This window comes from Lacrimispora sp. 38-1 (assembly GCF_049890855.1).
GTDB lineage: Bacteria > Bacillota > Clostridia > Lachnospirales > Lachnospiraceae > Lacrimispora.
The window spans coordinates 1-16,297 of the sequence record NZ_JBANEW010000005.1 but is presented as its reverse complement, the minus strand read 5'-3'; the positions used below and the strand labels follow the sequence as shown (position 1 = coordinate 16,297).

17 protein-coding genes are annotated in these 16,297 nt (G+C 36.7%); 10 read left to right on the top strand and 7 right to left on the bottom strand.

Going from position 1 to position 16,297, the window contains the following annotated elements:
• Positions 1 to 224 precede the first annotated feature (224 nt).
• The 4 genes from V7D18_RS01655 (at position 225) to V7D18_RS01640 (ending at position 6,681) form a co-directional block, all read left to right on the top strand.
• The gene (locus V7D18_RS01655; protein WP_426150829.1) at positions 225 to 398 is read left to right on the top strand and encodes a gallidermin/nisin family lantibiotic; all 174 of its coding nucleotides are present in this window, start codon (positions 225 to 227) and stop codon (positions 396 to 398) included.
• Between the two features lie 154 nt (positions 399 to 552).
• Complete coding sequence (locus V7D18_RS01650; RefSeq protein ID WP_426150828.1) at positions 553 to 3,609, top strand: lantibiotic dehydratase; 3,057 nt, start codon at positions 553 to 555, stop codon at positions 3,607 to 3,609.
• Between the two features lies 1 nt (position 3,610).
• Entirely contained in the window at positions 3,611 to 5,407 is a 1,797-nt protein-coding gene (locus V7D18_RS01645) for an ABC transporter ATP-binding protein (protein WP_426150826.1), read from the top strand.
• 2 nt (positions 5,408 to 5,409) lie between these two features.
• Positions 5,410 to 6,681, top strand: a complete 1,272-nt coding sequence (locus V7D18_RS01640; protein WP_426150824.1) for a lanthionine synthetase C family protein — start codon at positions 5,410 to 5,412, stop codon at positions 6,679 to 6,681.
• 29 nt (positions 6,682 to 6,710) lie between these two features.
• On the opposite strand, the gene V7D18_RS01635 is transcribed toward V7D18_RS01640, so the two are convergent.
• Genes V7D18_RS01635 through V7D18_RS01615 form a run of 5 tightly spaced genes read right to left on the bottom strand, consistent with a single transcriptional unit; the run spans position 6,711 to position 10,897 of the window.
• On the bottom strand, positions 6,711 to 8,039 hold the full coding sequence (locus V7D18_RS01635) for a sensor histidine kinase (protein ID WP_426150822.1): 1,329 nt from the start codon (positions 8,037 to 8,039) through the stop codon (positions 6,711 to 6,713).
• Positions 8,015 to 8,689 (bottom strand): response regulator transcription factor, encoded by a 675-nt coding sequence (locus V7D18_RS01630; RefSeq protein ID WP_426150820.1) that lies wholly within the window; start codon positions 8,687 to 8,689, stop codon positions 8,015 to 8,017. Before V7D18_RS01630 ends, V7D18_RS01635 begins: the two co-directional genes overlap by 25 nt.
• Before the next feature lie 17 nt (positions 8,690 to 8,706).
• Positions 8,707 to 9,438, bottom strand: a complete 732-nt coding sequence (locus V7D18_RS01625) for a lantibiotic immunity ABC transporter MutG family permease subunit (protein ID WP_426150818.1) — start codon at positions 9,436 to 9,438, stop codon at positions 8,707 to 8,709.
• On the bottom strand, positions 9,435 to 10,196 hold the full coding sequence (locus tag V7D18_RS01620) for a lantibiotic immunity ABC transporter MutE/EpiE family permease subunit (RefSeq protein WP_426150817.1): 762 nt from the start codon (positions 10,194 to 10,196) through the stop codon (positions 9,435 to 9,437). Before V7D18_RS01620 ends, V7D18_RS01625 begins: the two co-directional genes overlap by 4 nt.
• A complete protein-coding gene (locus tag V7D18_RS01615; protein ID WP_426150831.1) occupies positions 10,196 to 10,897 on the bottom strand; it encodes a lantibiotic protection ABC transporter ATP-binding protein in 702 nt (233 codons plus the stop codon). The genes V7D18_RS01620 and V7D18_RS01615 overlap by 1 nt, the downstream gene beginning before the upstream one ends.
• Positions 10,898 to 11,135: 238 nt before the next feature.
• Between V7D18_RS01615 and V7D18_RS01610 the strand changes: the two genes are divergently transcribed.
• From V7D18_RS01610 to V7D18_RS01585, 6 genes are all read left to right on the top strand, one after another.
• Complete coding sequence (locus V7D18_RS01610) at positions 11,136 to 11,561, top strand: pyridoxamine 5'-phosphate oxidase family protein (RefSeq protein ID WP_426150815.1); 426 nt, start codon at positions 11,136 to 11,138, stop codon at positions 11,559 to 11,561.
• Between the two features lie 34 nt (positions 11,562 to 11,595).
• Complete coding sequence (locus tag V7D18_RS01605) at positions 11,596 to 11,946, top strand: DUF2200 domain-containing protein (protein ID WP_426150813.1); 351 nt, start codon at positions 11,596 to 11,598, stop codon at positions 11,944 to 11,946.
• A gap of 57 nt (positions 11,947 to 12,003) precedes the next feature.
• A complete protein-coding gene (locus V7D18_RS01600) occupies positions 12,004 to 12,804 on the top strand; it encodes a hypothetical protein (RefSeq protein ID WP_426150811.1) in 801 nt (266 codons plus the stop codon).
• A gap of 173 nt (positions 12,805 to 12,977) precedes the next feature.
• Positions 12,978 to 13,655 (top strand): hypothetical protein, encoded by a 678-nt coding sequence (locus V7D18_RS01595; RefSeq protein WP_426150809.1) that lies wholly within the window; start codon positions 12,978 to 12,980, stop codon positions 13,653 to 13,655.
• A gap of 286 nt (positions 13,656 to 13,941) precedes the next feature.
• On the top strand, positions 13,942 to 14,481 hold the full coding sequence (locus V7D18_RS01590; protein WP_426150808.1) for a hypothetical protein: 540 nt from the start codon (positions 13,942 to 13,944) through the stop codon (positions 14,479 to 14,481).
• 29 nt (positions 14,482 to 14,510) lie between these two features.
• Complete coding sequence (locus V7D18_RS01585) at positions 14,511 to 14,975, top strand: phage holin family protein (RefSeq protein ID WP_426150806.1); 465 nt, start codon at positions 14,511 to 14,513, stop codon at positions 14,973 to 14,975.
• Positions 14,976 to 14,984: 9 nt separating this feature from the next.
• On the opposite strand, the gene V7D18_RS01580 is transcribed toward V7D18_RS01585, so the two are convergent.
• Positions 14,985 to 15,566 carry an accessory gene regulator B family protein gene (locus V7D18_RS01580; RefSeq protein ID WP_426150804.1) on the bottom strand — a complete coding sequence of 194 codons (582 nt, stop codon included), beginning with the start codon at positions 15,564 to 15,566 and terminating at the stop codon, positions 14,985 to 14,987.
• A gap of 16 nt (positions 15,567 to 15,582) precedes the next feature.
• Positions 15,583 to 16,297: sensor histidine kinase (locus V7D18_RS01575; protein WP_426150802.1), on the bottom strand; the 715-nt coding region annotated here is incomplete at its 5' end.

Here is a 16,297-nt window from a genome sequence, read left to right as displayed (position 1 = left end):
CTGATGCACAGCTCTTTTTTTCCTTTATTTGCAGATTTTGACTCGTATCATTAACAACATCATAGAAAATTACATTTTAAGTCGTAAAAATTACATGCAGTCAAAAAAGAGCTAATTTCTTGATATAATATAGACATGAACTTGGTAGTAAAGTGATTCATTTCACGTTTACTATATATGATCAGATTTAGATTATATAACTACATAGAAAGGGGGACGAGGTCATGAATAAAGATTTTGATTTGGATCTTAAAATGGACAAGGGTTCAGCAGATGTAGGAGAATCAAAAATTGCAAGTGTTGCTTATTGCACACCCGGTTGTTTAACAGGATCTACCTGTGGAACAAGTGAATGTGGATTGACAAGAAACTGCACAAACACATGGTTATGCTACTAATTTCCATGTAAACCCGATGCAAACGTACATGCATTTAGATGATTCACAAAATGCATGTACGTTTACATTTTGTGGTGGTAATTTTTCTGGCGGATATTAAGTTTCTATTTTGGTCAGGCATACAAGAGTTAAGCAAGGAGGATACGGTTAAAATATGAAAGATTTATTCAAAGATATAGGTTCCTTTATGATAAGGACACCGAGTCTGCCAATTAATTTATTGACAGATAATATAGAAAATGCAAATAACATAGATCATATTATGTTTTTATTTGATTCTCCTCAATACAAAGATCAGTTTGATGAAGCTATATTTGTGGCCAGCCATGATTTATATGAATCCATGCAACACTATAAAGAGGATGGCACAGCAAGGGATACGAACTATTTGTTAAATTCAATCTATAAATATTTTAGCAGAAGCTGTTCCAGATGTACTCCATTTGGATTATTCTCGACTGTTGCATTTGGCGATATTACTTCTGAAAGAACATCATTTGAATTAAGCAGTGCAGAATTAAAAAGAAAGCCCCTGATCGATTCAGAGTGGTTATACCAAGTGGTTTTTATGTATGAATTCAAGTACTTAAAATCTCTCCGATACACAATCAATGAAAGTGTTGCAATTCAGAAAAACAAAGCAATTTTGTTTAATTGCACAAAAGACAGCAATGGGGAAAAAGTAAATAAAAAATCTGTAAAGTACTCCAACGCATTTGAAGTAGTTTTAAGAATATCAGGAGATTACGTGAGTTATTCTGATATTATAAAAAACCTAAAAAAAGAATATCCCAATGTGGAAGAAAACACATTCCATACATATATCCAATCTCTAATAAAGGAAGGTTATTTAATTTCCGATCTACGTCCACCATTGACAATCGTTGATCAATTTGAATACTTTATCTGTAAACTTCAGGAATATGATATTAATACAAAAACTTTAGTTGACATAAAAAATGAAATTCAGGAATATTCCAGTGGCTATAAAAATAATACCATCGAATGCCTGACACAAATTTTCGAAGATATGAAGAGAATATACAACTCCAAAAACTACCTGACCATAGATTCTTCCTTTTCCTACAGCCAATGTAATTTAAATCAAAATGAGATAAAAAAAATAAATAAGCTTCTCAATTTATTTATTCAATTTAATATCAAAGAGCCTTTCAATAGTTTAAATGATTACAAGAACAAATTTTTAGAAAAATATGGCCTTTCCAGGTGTGTTCCTTTGACTGAACTTATTGATACTGATACTGGAATAGGTTTTCCATCCCATTATGATGGAAAAACCGCCATGAATAATTTTGGAGAATATATCAATCCCTGGATACGATTTTTTGAAAGAAAATATGTAGATTCCATAAGACTTGGTCAGGAAATTGAGATCACTGATGCAGATATGGGAATGCTTTTAACAGAAGATATTGATATGGATCAGTTGCCCAAATCCATGGAAATCTACTTTAATTATGTGAAAGACAATGGAAAGGCTGTCTACTATTTAAGTAATATTTTTGGGTCAACTTATGCAGGAAAATCATTTGGAAGATTTTCTCATTTGATGAAGAATCCAGAACAGTTCTTTAAAGAAATAAATAAAAATTATGGTGATGAATGCCAGGTCTGTGAATTTACCTACTTACCCGACAGTTTATATTCCGCAAACGTGATCCGGAATATGCATGGCTCCACTTATGAAACAAGTTTTGGGACTACAAATTCCAAAGATCAGGCATTTAAACTTAAACTAAGTGACATCTTAGTAGAATTTAAAAATAACAAATTATATTTAAAGTCAGCGGTTAACAATAAAAGAATTATCCCAACATCTACCAATATGTTTAATCCACAGCTAAAACCCAGAATATTAAGATTAATTGACGAAATATCTTCTGATGGAATCAGGTTTTATAATAAACCATGGCAATACTTACTGGAGAAATTTGCCTATCTTCCAACTATACGATATAAAAACTTCGTATTGGAGCAGGAGAAATGGATTATTAAAATAGGTGATCTTGGTTTAACAAAACATTATGATTTTGCTGAGTTTAAAAATAAGTTTACCGGATACATAGATTCAAAAAATATACCCCTTTGGATGGAGGCCGTAGATGCAGACAAAAAACTTCTGTTAAATCTGAAAGAGGACAGATGTTTAGCTGTGTTGCAGAAATTACTGGAAAAATCAGAAACAGTTGTGGAAAGATATAATATAGAATCAGAACACCCAGTTAAACTGAATGATAGTTCTTATTGCTGTGAATTGGTAATACCATTAATTTTAGCTGAGGAAGCGGAACCTCATAAGGTTAATAATTTTGAAATTACTAAGAATTGTGGTAATGTCAGATATAAAGAGCCTTTAGATGAGTGGCTATATTTCAAAATATACGGTATTGAGGAATATGCAGATTATCTATTAGGTGAAGCTTTGTATGCTCCATTGCAGAAATTACTTGAAAATAAAGAAATAGACAGCTATTTCTTCATTCAGTATAAAGATCCGGATTTACATCTGCGATTGAGATTAAAAGCTGATAATACTAAATTAATGATGGTGCTGCCAAAAATGTTAGATATATTAAGCCAGCTTATGAAAAAATCTCTTATCTCAAACTATAGTATAAATTGTTATGAGCTTGAATTGGAGAGGTATGGAGGATATGATTTGATGAACTATGCACATGAGGTGTTTTATAAAGACAGCATAGCAATTCAAACGATAATCTATGAAAAAAATAATCATAATATAAAAGTGTCAGATGAACTTTTGGCATCAGTGATTATTTTCTTTCACATGCAAACATTTAATTTGAGTTTTGAGGATATGTTTGTATTTCTCAATTGTGAAAATCCTACCAAGAGCTATCAAAAAGAATTTAGAGAACATAAGGATACCTACGTTGATTTCGCAATAAAGTATTTGCATCATGAAACGTTAAATCCAGAGATTGATTTTATTTTAAAAATATTATCGGTAAAACATGAATCAATGAAAGAATATTTAAATAGAATTGAAGAATATTACCCGGATAATAAAGCTGTAAAATTTAGCATACTCGATAGTCTGCTGCATATGAACATGAATCGATTATTTGGTCCTAATACGGAATTGGAAAAAAAAATGAGAAGTTTAGCACGTCATACATATTACTGTGTTTACAGCAGAAAAAAAATAGGTATATTGGGTGGTAAATAATATGCAGAAATTTAAAATATTAAGTACTTCAGAAGTAAAAGAAATGCTTTCTTCACTAAAAGTAATTCCCAAATCCATTAAAATATTTTTCCAGGCCAGCAAACTGATATTTGTCCTAACCATAATTATTAATATAATCGCGGGTATTGTTCCTGTAATTTCCGTAAATATTTTTGGTAACCTGATTAATGCTATTTCAGCTAAAGATTTAGATAGCTCGTTGAAGATATTAGCAATCTACATCGGCATTAGTTTTCTGTCAGGTATGATTATAAGTATTAAAACTTTTTTATTTACCAAATTTCAATTGTTGTTAGATTATGAATTGATTAACAGGTTATTGGATAAGTGCGCCATTATGTCTTTGGAGGAATTTGAAAATTCTGACATACAGGATCAGCTGCAGCATATCCTATCGCAGGTGGGATTCAGGCCTTATAATATCTTTACTACTACATTGACACTGGTAACGTCAATTACTACCATACTTTCATCTGTTTATATCATGCTGATGTGGCGGCCTTTGTCAGTGCTTCTTATCATTGTTCCCGCGTTTGCCTTTTCAATTTTCTATCTATCCATAAGTAAAAGAGAGTTCCAGACAGAAGAAAGAAATGCAAAGAAAGCCAGAAGTATATGGTATTATGAATTTTTACTAACAAAGGATCAATCTTTTAAAGAAGTTAAAATCTTTAATTTAGCCAGACATATTATAAAGAGACATAATGATTTAAAGCAAAGCGTTATTAATGAAAACTTATACAACACCAAGGTACGGCTGATTATATCCGTTATATTTGATTTTGTTGATCAGATCTGTATGGCAGTACTCATGATTTTAATCATATTATCCGTAATTGCAGGAGAAATCTTAATTGGTAACGCCGTTGCACTTCTAAGAATTATAAGCATGATGTTTGATAGCTTTAACAGTATCATGAATATTATTTACAGCATAAATCAAAACAGTTTGTATATGTCAAAATTGATTAATTTTCTAAGTAAGCCTGGTAATGCAAATAGGAATGAAAATTATAAACTGAATGATTTAGATCAGATTGAAATAAATAACCTGACATTTGCATATCCGGAAACAGATAAAAAAGTTCTTCAGAATATCAATATAAAAATTAATAAAAACCAAAGAGTTGCATTGTTCGGAAGAAATGGATCTGGCAAAAGTACATTAATAAAATTATTATTGGGATATTATTTAGTTGATGACGATATGATTAAGATAAATGGAATCCCTTTAAATAAAGTTAATATTGACAGCTTACATAAATTAACAGGAATATTATTCCAGGATTACTGTAAGTATGAACTATCAGTAAAGGATAATGTAGGTTACGGTAATATTGATGAAATCGATAACGAAGCCCTAATAAAAGAGTCACTGGAAGAAGCTGGGATAGACTTTCTTCCTCCTGATTTAAATCAGCAGCTTGGAAAATGGTTTTCAGATGGAATACAGTTATCTGGCGGACAGTGGCAGAGAGTTGCTCTGGCCAGGTGCTTTTTCAAAAAAGCGCAAATGTATATTTTAGATGAACCAAATGCGGCGCTGGATAAAATGGGTGAGAAAAAAATAATGAACACATTTTTTGAACTTACAAAAAATAAGATTGGCGTATTTATTTCTCATAAAATTGCACATGTCATGTTAGCTGATAAAATAATTTATCTGGACGAAGGAAAGATCGTTGCAGAAGGTACACATGAGGAGTTATTAAAAACATGTCCTTCCTATAAAGAAATTTACGATCTGGAATTCGATATACCCCAAAATGGAGGCTGATTATGAATTTACCGAATGAAAAAAAGCGTGAGTTGGATAATTTCATAATGAATATATCAAAAAAATTGTCCGACGCAGATTATGTTCAGGAGATATTTGCTTCAAATAACACAGAGTATCGATGTACTTCAGTAGCAGTTTCTTATCCGGCATTATGTATATTATTTTCGGAACTTCAATTAAATTTTCCGGATTACGATTTTGATAAGTATGCTCATACTTATCTGGAGATAGTGAATGACTATATGGGCCAAAACAATATCTATGATATCTCCCTGTTTGATGGGTTATGCGGTGTGGGGTTTGCCGCGCATTGTATGTCAGACCATGGGAAACGGTATCAATCGTTTATAAAGAGCTTAAACGAGCACATTATTGATATTGCGGACAGTAATATTTTAAAGTATAAAGAATTACCATTTAACGAACTATATTATGATATTATGTATGGGTTAACCGGTACAGCCACTTATCTGTTGAATTTTCACTCAGAACAGAAAGTAAAAAAGACATTGTTGCACATTCTGCAATATTTAACTGATCTATGCAAAACAGGAGACAATGGAATCCCACGCTTTGCAATCAGAGCAGATGAGAGCCAATTGTTTCCTCTCGAGAATAGTCCTGAGATTCGATATATAAATTTAGGGGTTGCACACGGGATACCTGGCATGCTTTTAATATTATGCAAATCCTATGAATCAGGAGTATATGTGCAAGACCAGCTGGAATCAATAAAGTATTTATCACAATTCATTTTTAACAGCTGCATAAAAGACAGTGATGATATTTTTTGGGAAACTCAAAAAATATTAGGAATGGATCAGGAGAAAGCAGTACCTTCCAGAGATGCGTGGTGTTATGGTACTCCAGGTGTGGCGTATTCATTATTGATTGCTTCAAAGATCCTGGATAATGATGAAATGCGTGAGCTTGCGGTTGACAGTATGAAATTATCTTTAAAAAGAATGCGGCAAGTTATCTCACCTACTTTTTGTCATGGACTTTCTGGTTTGTGCTGTCTGACCAGAAAATTCTATGAATATACGAATGATAACTTCTTTTATGAAATGTACATGAAGACATTGGATCATTTACTGGAAGCCTACAGTGACCAATATCCGTTTGGGTTTAAAGATACGGAAATAGAGGAAGGGCATATTGTGAATAAGGATGAAATAGGACTCTTAACAGGAACCAGTGGAGTGATCCTGACTATTTTATCTTGCTATCATCCTGTTAAAACACAATGGGATTCAATATTTTTATTATAAAAAACAGCGGTCCGGTTGTCGGACCGCTGTCAGAATTTAATTGTAACAACCCCTCCGGACTTATTGTTACTCAGATAAAGCTGGCCTTCGTGGGTCTTGACTGCCTGTGCGGCAAACCAGAGACCGAGACCATTATGACCGTCTGCACCACGCGCAGTATCCCCACGCCACAGACGTTCCGTTGCATGCTGTAAAGCCGGCTTACTAAAGCCGGGGCCTTCATCACACACAGTCACCTGCCAGCCGCCATCTGCCATACTGCCTGTCAAATATACGTTTCCACCCACCGGTGAATGCTCTATGGCATTTTGTACTACATTTCCAAGGGCGCGAAGTAAATGATCTTTTTGGACGTTTACAGAACCGTTAAGACTGTTCTGGGTTTTTATGCACACGCCCCTGGCTTCTGCAATGGCCGTAGTGTTACTGATCAGTTGGTCAAACAGGGCGTTCAGGCTGGTATTTTTAAAAGCTTCCTCCTCACCTGCCGAGGTTTCAAGTAAACATGTAACATACTGCCTGGCACGTTGATTGCTGGCTGCAATTGTTTCCACCATCTTACGGTCGCATTCAGGCAGTTCTTCGTCAAGCAGCAGTTCGGCATTTCCTCCAATCAGGGTGAGTGGGGTTTTTAAATCATGGGCCAGTGCGGCTATTTCTGCTTCCCGTTCCTGCTGTGCCGCCCACTGAGAGGACAGGGAGTTGTACAAAGCATCTCTCATATGCTCCATTGCATCAAGTGCCTGATCGTATTCCCGTATCCCTGCGTGTGGAATTGTAAAATCCAGTTCCTGTGCACCTACCTTGCGGCTAACCTCATCAAACAGTTTCAGTTTGGAGGCAAGACGCTGACGAAGCCACAGGGTGTTAAACAGAAGACAAAACACCAATGCTGCACCCAATGATGACAGCCACAGATATTCAAAGGGGGGCAGGATACCTCGCAGAACAGGATCTGCAAACTCTGATCTGTAATAATATCGTATGATTACCGTGCTACCATCTCTATAAGTGTGTCTGGAAACACGCATATTATATGCATCTTCATGTAAAAGACTGGTCAGGTTTTTCAGTTTCCTTCCTTTGGTATTGCTTTCCAGAACTTTACCGTTCCGATCAAATAAAGCGTACTCTGCCAAAAAATCGTCACTTGGAGAAACGAAAGTTTCCGGGTCACCAGCCAGCATTTGCTCTACCTGTTGGCTGGAAGTATATGAATTATAGAAAAAGCCGGTGTTTACGAGCCGGATAAATAACCAATACCATAACAGGCAGCATAATAGCATGCAGCCAAGCATAACAATGCCAAAGCGCAAAAGGACAAAGGAAAGACTTACAGATCTTCGTTTTTTCGCCATTTGTAACCCACCCCCCAAATTGTATCGATAGGACTGATGCCGTGGGCTTTCATCTTGGCACGGATATTTTTAATGTGCTCTGCAACAGCGGACGGATCTCCCTCTGCGTCAAAGCCGAAAACGGCTTCGTATAATTGTTCTTTGGTAAACACCTGTCCGGCGTGAAGTGCCAGATGCTCACAGATCGAATATTCGCCCTTGGTGAAGGGCAGTGTGTGCTCACCAGCAAATGCCGTTTTTGCCTGTATATCGAAGCGGACGCTGCCTCGTTTTAATATGTGGGTTGGCTGACGCACTTCCCTCCGAAGATGGGCGCTTACCCGGGCACGCAGCTCTGCAACACTGAAAGGCTTTTTAATGTAATCATCGGCTCCCAGGCCAAAGCCCTGAACGAGAGCCGAATCTTCTGCTTTGGCGGTTAAAAACAGGATAGGGCAATTCACCTCGGTACGGATCCGCCTGCAGAAGGAAAATCCATCTTCGCCGGGCATCATTACGTCAAGAAGTAAAAGATCGTATAATCGGCATCTGGCGGGCTGTAAGGAAGCGGCATTTGCTTCAGTGTCTACCTGGTAACCTTCTTTTTCCAGAGCAGTGCGTACCAGAGCCAGCATATCCAGATCATCGTCGATGACTAACAGTTTTGGCATAGACTATCCTCCTTATCTTACTCTTGTATAACTCTGCCTTCCCATCTACTATACCATAATATTGTGAGAACCAGAACAGCCGAAGTAATAATAATCAGAGAAATTACTCCAGGAATAACAGATCCACTGGTAAGGTCAAAATAATCTTTTAAAAACCGCACACCCCATTCCCAGGGAATAGCCGGCCAGATTTTATCACCAATGGAATTTTCAAAGTAACCAGCTAAAATTGTACCTGCTATTCCTGATAAAACGGAGATACTGAAACCAAATTTAAAAGCAATGGGTACATGTATAACATATAAAAATAAGTTACTTAATAAAAATGAGCAGAATATGAAAAAATAGGAATCAAAGTCCATAAAGTTCATATTTAAAAAAAAATTCACTCCGGTATAAAAGCATAGTTCGTATAGTATGATACTTGTGGAGGACAGAAACAGCAGAAAGAACAATTTACCCAGATAAACACTTCTTCTGGATTCTACGATTCCCAGAGCGTTTTGGACATTATTGATGTTCCGGTCTAAATTAATAAAAATTGGTACAACAAAACTAACAAACATAGGATAGCATATTTGCAACAAAATGAAAAACAGCCGAACATCAGAAAAAATACGGTATCCACCAGAATTGTAATAAACTAAAAATAATGTTGTGATTACGATAGGAGGCAGCAGATGCAATAGTATAAGCGGAGTTCGTTTAATTTTAGTAAAGTTAGAAAAAAACTCTCTTATAATTGTCAATTTCGATACACCTGCCTTCTGTACCAGCGTGCAAATAGAAATGTAAGAACGACTGCAGCGAGCAGGCTTACAACCACCAGCAGTGAACTCTGGCCTAAACTCAGAATCTGTCTTGTACCTCCCTGAACCAATAATCCGTTTGGCAAAACACCGAATAAGGTAATCATAAACCTGGCGGTCCAGCTATATGGAAAAAACCAGAATATAGGTGAAAGAGATAAAAACAAACCACCAAATCCAGTGAAAATCAGATTAATGATCATAGAACCTACGAATCCGGCTTTTTGATCCAAAAACAAGCAGAAAGGGATCTGCCATAATAAAGTCAGCCATAATAAGCAGTATCCTAAAACATAATATCCGGTATGTTTGAAAGCACTTAAGTCACCTGACTGCATGTATTCTGAAATAATAGATATCAATGATAGTAATAATGATATCAGCAAAAGATTAAGTGCTATTAAAATTGTTTTAGAAATAAATGTATTTTTTAAGTCTATGGGCAGGCTGTAAATAGTACGGTAATTGTGTTTTTGTTCCTTATTATTTACTAAGTGGCATAATATCACAATGGATAAAGACGCAATGGGTACACACCAATTGCAGACGATGGAGCATGAAAAACCACCTAAACCAATACCCACAGATAAAAATATAACTGCTATTAAAATTAAGGCTGCCGGAATATATAATATGAGTTTCCGAAACAGGGTGCGTTTAAATTTTAAGTTTTCTGCTGCCAGATAGGTTCGTAACATCAGGAAGCACGCTCCTTTCTTATGATATCCATAAACAACTGTTCCAGATTCTCATTGGCATCAATTTTATCCTGATACAGAAGTGACCCATTATTTAGAATGCCTATGTCATCGGCGACCTGCTGTATCTCGCTTAAGATATGACTGGATACAATGACTGAAATCCCGGATACTGCGAATGTCCGGATCATTTTCCTTAAATCTTCCATTCCGAAAGGATCCAGCCCATTGGTAGGCTCATCTAAAACTAACAATTCGGGGTCATTTAAAAGCGCTAATGCGATACCCAGCCTTTGCTTCATTCCCAATGAAAAATCAGCAATCTGCTTATTTTCCGTATCCATTAAGTCCATTCTTTCCAAAACTTCAATGCATTTATCCGTTGAGATCCCCATAAGAGTTGCCCGGACTTTTAAATTTTCAAACGCTGTTAAATTTTCATACAAAGGAGGTGATTCAATGAGAGAACCAATCCTTAATAGATCTTTTCTGCTCCAGGGGTGATTATCAAATATTATTTCTCCGGAAGTGGGGGTGATAATACCTGTGATCATCTTCAGTAATGTTGATTTGCCAGCACCGTTAGGTCCTAACAGACCGTAGACAGAATTTTTCCTTACAGACATAGATAAATCATTAATTGCATATGTCTTTTTAAATTTTTTGGAAACATGATTGGTTTTTATCATATACTCATGCATCATAACATCCTCCATTTCACAATTAGCCGCTTTGTACAGTGTCTGTTCCATAGGGGTACCTCCTTTTGACCTGTTACTGTTATGATAACAGCCATTTTTAAGGATTTTATAAGGAAGTGGTTTTTACAGATAAAAAACTGGAAAATGAAAAATAAAAAGGCTATGATTAAAACATGACATACTGCTGCCGTATTATGCATGTTATAATTGTAGTAAAATTAATTGGGAGGAGTATAACATGAATTCAGAAATAATCGCAAAAGCAAATAAGATAATTGAAGAAAAGGCTGTAGGTGGAAATGAGGGATATTGTGCTTTAACATTAATCGACATGGATGACTATCCAACAACCTCAACAATATCCGTATCAAAAGCTGATGGCATAAACTGGCTTACATTCTGTACAGGATTTGGCAGTGATAAAACCAAAAGAATTGAAAGATGCAGCAAAGCAAGTGTTTGTTTTAATTCAGTTAATCATAATATTACGCTGGTGGGTACAATAGAAGTATTGACAGACCCTGAAATTAAAAAAGAGATGTGGTATCATGGACTTGAAAATCATTTCAGCGGTCCTGATGATCCCAGTTACTGTGTTTTGCGTTTCACTACAACCCGCTACAATCTTTTTGTGGACTGGAAGGAAGCCAAGGGGGTCTTATAAACAAATTATTCTATAAAGCAAAGGAGATCTTTTAATGGAAACACCACGAATCTTTCATATGCCCTTTTCCGATATTTATCCGCTTTATATAAAAAAGGCAGAGAAAAAAGGAAGAACCAGAAAGGAAGTAGATGAAATCATTTTTTGGCTGACAGGCTACGATGAGCTTTCATTACGGCAGCAGATAGAGAAGGAAGTAAGTGTGGAAGACTTCTTTCATCAGGCGCCCCTTCTGAATCCCAAAGCTTCTCTGATTAAAGGAGTTATCTGCGGCTACCGGGTGGAAGAGATCGAAGATGAACTGATGAGGAAGATCCGGTATCTGGATAAATTAATTGATGAATTAGCCAAAGGTAAGGCAATGGAAAAAATATTAAGACAATAGAGATTATCAATTTGCGCTGGCTACATCAAACGATAATAAGAAACTCGGAGGTAATGTATGTATTATGTGAATACTAAGGCCATTGAACGAAAAACAGTGGGATATAGAAAGCCTGGCAGCATTGTCTGTATCGTATTAATCATTGCTCATCTGATGAGCCTGTGGTTTTATACCTCAGTATCTGCCAATTCAGCGGAACCTCCCGGTTTCACCATAATCGTATTGAATTCCAGAGAGAGTCTTTCGTTATCTCTGCAAATACCAAATGACAGTTTAAGCGAATTAAGAATCAGAGAGAGCGAAAAAAAAGGCTGGGAAAAATACTATAAAGTATATTTCCATTACCGCGTGTATCCGCCGAAGATTGATGATATGAAGGATATAAAACTTATTGTTCAAAGCAGCAGTAAAAGCTTTCAGTGTAATCTTCCGAAAGGAACCTTTGATAAATACAATAATATTTTAACGCTTGATATGAAATCGGAAACTCTTACGGCCGGTCAGTCTCCCTTACGGGTACCTGCACTGGTGGCTTTGCGGGTTATCCTGACGCTGCTTATTGAAGGTGCTGTTTTTTTTCTCTTTGGATACCGGCAAAAGAGAAGCTGGCTTGTCTTTGCATCGGTCAATCTGCTTACACAGGCAGGATTAAATGCTATGCTTACAGGTCCTAATTTAAGCAATTACTGGATACTTGGTTATATATTTGGTGAAATGGTGGTATTTATCATAGAGATGATTGCATATCTAAGTTTAATAAAGGAATACAGGAAAAGGCGTGTTGCGTTTTACGTAATGCTCGCCAATACTGCCAGTCTGATATTAGGAGGCATGTTGATTACATATTTGCCGGTTTAATAATATTTTACGGTCTTTTGAGGAGTCATAGTGCAAAGCTATGGCTTTTTCTACGAACAAAACCGGAATAATTACGAGGTATAAATAATGATCTGAAATAATGGTAAAATAAAATAATTATGCCCAGTGACAGCAAAACAATAATGCCAAAGAAGTTTAAAGGGGAAAGACTCATGAATAAAAAAATTTTCATATTTTGTTTTTTGGTTATAGCTTTAACCGGCTGCTCGGATACAGGTAAATCCCCAGCTGCAGCAGAGCAGCCAAAAGAAAGTCCGACTGCCGCTCTGGTTCAGGAGTCTTTAGCCGGGACGAAGCAGGAAGACAGCTGGCAGACTGCCTATAAGGATATAATCAGTCATGGGGGTGGTCATCTGCCTGATCCATATAAATTAAGGGGAGAAGATGGATTGAATCCATCGGTTTATCTGGGAATTCATGATTTTAATGGAGACGGGATTCCTGAATTAATATTGGGGGATGGAATTTCTCTCAGCGTGTATACTTATGAAAATCATGGATTGAAAAAGGAAGCGGACCTTTATGAGCCGGAAGGCTGGTATATTGTTAATGAATTATATTTACAGAACAATTGTCTGATTCTTGTGAGCAATGGATCAGATGGATGCGGATATGTGGGATTTACCTGGCTAAATGGTGCCTATATTACAGGGACACATGATGATTACAATCCTGACCGGTCTTTTTTGTATGATGCTGAGACTACATATAAAGCTTTTGATGATATATTCCATATAACCAGGCTGGAAGATAACTGTAAAAAATCTTTAATTAAAAGAAACAGAGAGAGCATTGATTTCACAGGAGACTGGTCTGATGTGAAATGGTAAAAGAGGAGAATGAGGCGGGCAGTAAGTCCGGGTGGGATTCTGGCGGATCCTGGTCCCGGACTTTTTTGTTGAATAATTTAATAGAATATCCTAAAGTTAATGGAATCAAGAGATAAAATGCTGAATAATATGGAGATTTCTCCTTATTATCCGGCATTTTTTACGTGATCCCATAAAAAGATAGTTTTTTATCTACAATCATAGTATGCGAAAAAAATAAAGATTCAGAAGAATTTAGTTTACAATATTACCCTTTTTTTCTTTTTGCCTTTTAGGAGGTAAGAAAATGGGAGAAAGTGTTCATGTAATTATTGAGGAAATAAAAAAAGGTAATAAGGAAAAATTCTTACTGATAGTAGATAAAATGACTCCGCTGATTAACAAGTATGTACGTCTTTTATATAAAGATGAAAAAGAGGACATGCATTCAGAATTTGTACTCAGTCTGCTGGAGGCCATCAATTCAATGCAATATTATAAGGAAGACGGGCAATGTGTATACTTTTTAAGCAGAGCCCTAAAAAACAAATTCTTAGAACAGTATAAAAAAAGCAAGCAGCATTTTGATTCTGAGGCTACTGTTGAGGATGAGTTTTTTACTGAGATCAGCATGGATCAGCCTCTCTATGACGACTGGCTGTTTCATGAAGATCTAAAAGCTATGCTTTTAAAAACGGACGGGAAACAGGCTGTTATATTGTGGGATATCGTCTTTCATGAAGAATCGGATGCAGTAATTGCAAAGCGGCATTCGGTGTCCCGCCAATACGTGAACCGAGTCAGAAGAAATTTTTATAGTCTTCTGAAAGATAACTATTATAAATAAAAGAAGAAGGCGTTGCAGGAGGTGCAGTTATGGAAAAAAAACTGGTTCTGGAAAAAAGCGCAATGGGAATCATCAGTGCCTGGATTATGGATCAATTCGGACTTTTATTTCCTGCTGTTTCTTTATTGACCATACTTATGATTACGGATTACATATCAGGAATGCTGGCTTCGAAAAAGGAAGCACTGGACAACCCGGATAATAATAAGTATGGCTGGAACAGCAGGAAAAGCCGGATCGGCCTCTATAAAAAGGCAAGTTATATATTCATGATTCTGGCGGCAGTCAGTACGGATTATGTCATCTATAAATTTTCTACTGAGATCGGAATTAAATTTGAGCATAAGACGATCTTTGGATTATTGGTAACTGTCTGGCTCATAATTAATGAATTAATTTCTATTTTAGAAAATGCTGGGCGAATGGGTGCCAGAATGCCGGAATTTCTTGAAAAAGTCCTCACGGAATTACGGGGCAAAATAGATAAAGACTAAAAAGACAGCTCATTCCTTTCGGCGGGTATTCATGCCGGTTAACTTGGATAATATCAGGGTGGAAAATACTAATAAATAAATCAGCGCCTCTAAGAAAATATAGTTTTCCAGATTCAAAAAGAGAAAGCCCAGCGCAGCAAGGAAGCTGATGAACAGTGTCCGGTCAGTTTTATGAGTAAATGTCTGATTTTCGTCTGTGTCAACCGGGCGGTTGGGATGATCGACAGCTCCTGTGAGTTTGATCAGTACCATAAAAACAAAGTACAGAAGAAACGAAACAGGAGCTTTCAGGCTGTAATATTTTACGATCAGAAGTATGACAGTCATGGTGGCGCAGGAGAAAATCAGGCAGGAGTAATAAGACTTTAAATGCAGTCCTCCATTAAAGGAGCGGAGGGGAATAAACAATAAAAAAAACAGCAGGCATTCCACTTCCATATGCAGAAAAACCGCAATACAGAGACTGCAGATTAGATTTAAAAACAATTCCAGAAAGCTTTGAAAACCATATAAATAGATTTCATAGTCTTCCTTTGAAATTACTTCTTTTTTAAGAATATAATTGGTAAATGCGATGGACAGCCGTTCCATATTACGATCCTCCTTTTCATTTTTCAGGTTCCTGATATAAGATCACAACCGCTTTAAATATGTTCCCCTGAACCTGCGTGATGGCCTCTCCGTTGCAGGCGGCTACAGCCTGCTCGATGGAAAACAGACCAAGTCCATGATGGGCGGGATTTTTCTTAGTGGTCAGAAAATGTTTCTGACCGTCTATGTATCGTTCCCCCTCGAAGGTATTCCAGACGACAATAGAAAGAATTCCCTTCTGATAGGACATTTCCAGTTCCATTTTCGGATGTCCGCTTTTCATCTGGCGGCAGGCTTCCAGGGCATTTTCTAACAGGTTGCCAAGAATGATGGTCAGATTTCCATTTTGGAAAGGCATTGTGGGGGGAATAAAAATATTGGTACAGAATTCTATATTTTGTTTCCGGGCGACAGAACTTTTATAATTCACAAGAGAATCCACCACTATATTACCGCTGCGGGATATCTCGTGTATTTTTTTCAAATTTCCCTTTTCTAGGAGTTCAGTGAGATAAGTGGCTGCATCTTCATTTTTCCCTGAATTTACCATGCCCAGGATGCTGATTAAGTGCTGCTTCATGTCATGGCGCAGCAGACGGATTTCGGTATTTTGTATCTCACGCTCCTCTGCCTGCCGGCTGCAAAGCTCTAATTGCTGCTCATAGAGCAGCGTCTTTTTTTGATATTCCGAACTTGCTGCCAGCGATTCAAATACCTCAAAAATAATATAA

Excerpts from the sequence above, each read along its gene's own strand:
- V7D18_RS01620 (WP_426150817.1), bottom strand. The coding sequence starts at position 10,196 with ATGTTACGAACCTATCTGGCAGCAGAAAACTTAAAATTTAAACGCACC.
- V7D18_RS01590 (WP_426150808.1), top strand. The coding sequence starts at position 13,942 with ATGGGAGAAAGTGTTCATGTAATTATTGAGGAAATAAAAAAAGGTAAT.
- V7D18_RS01640 (WP_426150824.1), top strand. The coding sequence starts at position 5,410 with ATGAATTTACCGAATGAAAAAAAGCGTGAGTTGGATAATTTCATAATG.
- V7D18_RS01615 (WP_426150831.1), bottom strand. The coding sequence starts at position 10,897 with ATGCATGAGTATATGATAAAAACCAATCATGTTTCCAAAAAATTTAAA.
- V7D18_RS01595 (WP_426150809.1), top strand. The coding sequence starts at position 12,978 with ATGAATAAAAAAATTTTCATATTTTGTTTTTTGGTTATAGCTTTAACC.
- V7D18_RS01635 (WP_426150822.1), bottom strand. The coding sequence starts at position 8,039 with ATGGCGAAAAAACGAAGATCTGTAAGTCTTTCCTTTGTCCTTTTGCGC.
- V7D18_RS01655 (WP_426150829.1), top strand. The coding sequence starts at position 225 with ATGAATAAAGATTTTGATTTGGATCTTAAAATGGACAAGGGTTCAGCA.
- V7D18_RS01580 (WP_426150804.1), bottom strand. The coding sequence starts at position 15,566 with ATGGAACGGCTGTCCATCGCATTTACCAATTATATTCTTAAAAAAGAA.
- V7D18_RS01630 (WP_426150820.1), bottom strand. The coding sequence starts at position 8,689 with ATGCCAAAACTGTTAGTCATCGACGATGATCTGGATATGCTGGCTCTG.
- V7D18_RS01650 (WP_426150828.1), top strand. The coding sequence starts at position 553 with ATGAAAGATTTATTCAAAGATATAGGTTCCTTTATGATAAGGACACCG.
- V7D18_RS01605 (WP_426150813.1), top strand. The coding sequence starts at position 11,596 with ATGGAAACACCACGAATCTTTCATATGCCCTTTTCCGATATTTATCCG.
- V7D18_RS01610 (WP_426150815.1), top strand. The coding sequence starts at position 11,136 with ATGAATTCAGAAATAATCGCAAAAGCAAATAAGATAATTGAAGAAAAG.
- V7D18_RS01645 (WP_426150826.1), top strand. The coding sequence starts at position 3,611 with ATGCAGAAATTTAAAATATTAAGTACTTCAGAAGTAAAAGAAATGCTT.
- V7D18_RS01600 (WP_426150811.1), top strand. The coding sequence starts at position 12,004 with ATGTATTATGTGAATACTAAGGCCATTGAACGAAAAACAGTGGGATAT.
- V7D18_RS01585 (WP_426150806.1), top strand. The coding sequence starts at position 14,511 with ATGGAAAAAAAACTGGTTCTGGAAAAAAGCGCAATGGGAATCATCAGT.